2 protein-coding genes are annotated in these 2121 nt (G+C 70.2%); both read right to left on the minus strand.

The genetic code is table 11. From position 1 onward, the window contains the following. Positions 1-235 precede the first annotated feature (235 nt). On the minus strand, positions 236-1210 hold the full coding sequence (locus tag Q1B08_RS21335) for a diacylglycerol kinase family protein (protein ID WP_299823340.1): 975 nt from the start codon (positions 1208-1210) through the stop codon (positions 236-238). Further along, positions 1207-2022 carry an inositol monophosphatase gene (locus Q1B08_RS21340; protein WP_299823343.1) on the minus strand — a complete coding sequence of 272 codons (816 nt, stop codon included), beginning with the start codon at positions 2020-2022 and terminating at the stop codon, positions 1207-1209. Before Q1B08_RS21340 ends, Q1B08_RS21335 begins: the two co-directional genes overlap by 4 nt. Between the last annotated feature and the right edge of the window lie 99 nt (positions 2023-2121).

A 2121-nucleotide genomic window follows, 5' to 3' on the forward strand; every position in this document is an offset into this window, starting at 1 on the left:
GCCGTCTTGCCGCCATACGACATGTCCCTCGATGCGGTATCGGCCGAGATATCATGCGCACGACATCCAGACCCCGTGGCCTGAAGGTCTTTGCCATGCTCGCGGTCGCGGACGGGCTCAACGCGATGCGCCAGCGGCGCCGTGACCATGAACACGACGCCGCCGCGCAAGGTGATGCATGGTCGCCGCACCACGCCGGAGCACACGACAAGCCGGGAAGCATGCGCCGTCGTTATCAGCTCCGTTCCGCGTCGTCGCCATCGCCAGGCCGCAGGGCGTTGGGCGTAATCACCCAGAGCGCACCGGGCAGCGTCTCGACCGTGACGTCGTGGTGTCGGTCGTCGCACGGATCTGCGTCCGCGATCTCCGTCCCGAACTTGCCATCGATACGGAGGTCCCCCAAGCGGCAGGTCAGCTCGATCCGGCGACAGCGACGCACGGGCAGGTCCGGCACGAGCCGGACCGGACTGCCTCCGATCTCGCAGGCGTGGCGCAACGCCTCGGCCGCCGCGAGATCGCCCAAAACAACGTCGAACGCGCCGTCCGAAGCATCGGCCTCCGGGGCAAGCAGGACGCCCGGCCCGGTGCGGCCGAGATTGCAGATCTCCACGAAGACGAGCGATCTTTCGAGGGGGACGTCGCCATCCGAACGAACCGAGCCGTCAAAAGCCTCGGGCCGCGCGAGTGCCGTCTCGATTGCACGCCGGCCCGCCACGATCTTGCCCGCCGCCTCATAGCCGCCCTGTCGTTCCGCGGTCTCGTGCAGCGACCGTTCCGTCAATGCGAGGAGACCCACGCCGACCGATTCCACGAAGATCCGTTCTCCCCAGGGCCCTTGCACGCGGCCCAGATCGATCGCGTGCGCGCGGCCCGAGACTGCTTGCTCGGGTTTGTCGGTGTCCGCGATGCCGAGCGCGGCGGCGACGTTGTTGGCGGTTCCGGATGGCAGGATCGCCAGCGGCACACCACTGTGGCCGAGACGGCGGGCTGCCTGCGCCACGGTCCCGTCGCCGCCTGCCACGAGAACGAGTTCGGTCAGCGGATCCGGGGGCGCGTCCCGCCCGGGCTCGGCGAGGCGAACGCTGCGGCCGCAGGCGCGAAGCCGGATCGCGAGATCCTCCGGGTCCGGCGCGCCGCCCGCCTGCGCGTTGCACCAGAGCAGGACGTCCCGGTCCGCAATCGCGCGTCCGGCGGGCTCGGCTCGTTTCACGGGGTCCAGCCTTCGAGCGCCGCGACCGCGTCGGGGGTTCCGAGCACCATCGGCGCGCGCCAGGCGCCGGCATCGTCCCCGTCCTCCGCACCGAACGATCCAAGGTCGCGCCACGCTCCGTCCCGGTGCTCGCGCAGCTGCCCGCCGGCGGCACGCACCAGCGCGGCCCCGCCGGCGACATCCCAGAGGTTCGGCGTCTCGAACCGCGCGCCGGCGAGGAGTCCGGCCGCGACGAAGGCGCATTCGATCGCCGCCGACCCTGTTTTTCGCGCGTCGAACCAGCGCGGCTCCCACCCGTCCGTGCGCGGCATTCCGACCAGCGCCCGCCGGACCTGCGGCCTCGAGACCGGGGTGAGAGGGGTGCCGTCAAAGCGCAGCTCTCCTCCGAGACATGCGGAATAGACCCCGTGTCGCAGCGCATGTCCGTTCGAGCACCAGACTGCCCCCGCGACGGGGGCGCCGTCGTGCAGGACGCCGACGGACGCCGCGAAAAGCGGCAACCCGTTCACGAAGTTCGCCGTACCGTCGACGGGATCGACCGCCCAGATGATGGGGTGGCCTGCATTGGGCCGCTCGGGAAACTCCTCACCGACGATGTCGTGGTCGGGATGGATCTCGCCCAGCCGGGCGCGGATCAGCGTCTCGACCGCGTGATCGACCTCCGACACCGGATCGCGCGTTTGGCCCTCCTCGCCCTTGTAGGCGACGCGGAGTGTGCGGCCGAGCGACGCCTCGATCTCGGCGCCCGCGAGATGGGCCAGCTCGGCCGCCAGGGCTTCGAGCGCCGCGTAGTCGGGACGGTCATCGGTCATGACGTCGCTCCGTGGAATGATGCGCCATGTCCCTCCGAGCCGCTTTCACCGGGACATGCTTGCCGGAAGCAGGGACATCAACGCTTGCCTCAGTTTCAT

Source organism: uncultured Jannaschia sp. (assembly GCF_947494025.1).
Taxonomy (GTDB): domain Bacteria; phylum Pseudomonadota; class Alphaproteobacteria; order Rhodobacterales; family Rhodobacteraceae; genus Jannaschia.

Bases quoted from the DNA above. Each gene is read 5' to 3' on its own strand.
- Q1B08_RS21340 (WP_299823343.1), bottom strand. From the start codon at position 2,022: ATGACCGATGACCGTCCCGACTACGCGGCGCTCGAAGCCCTGGCGGCC.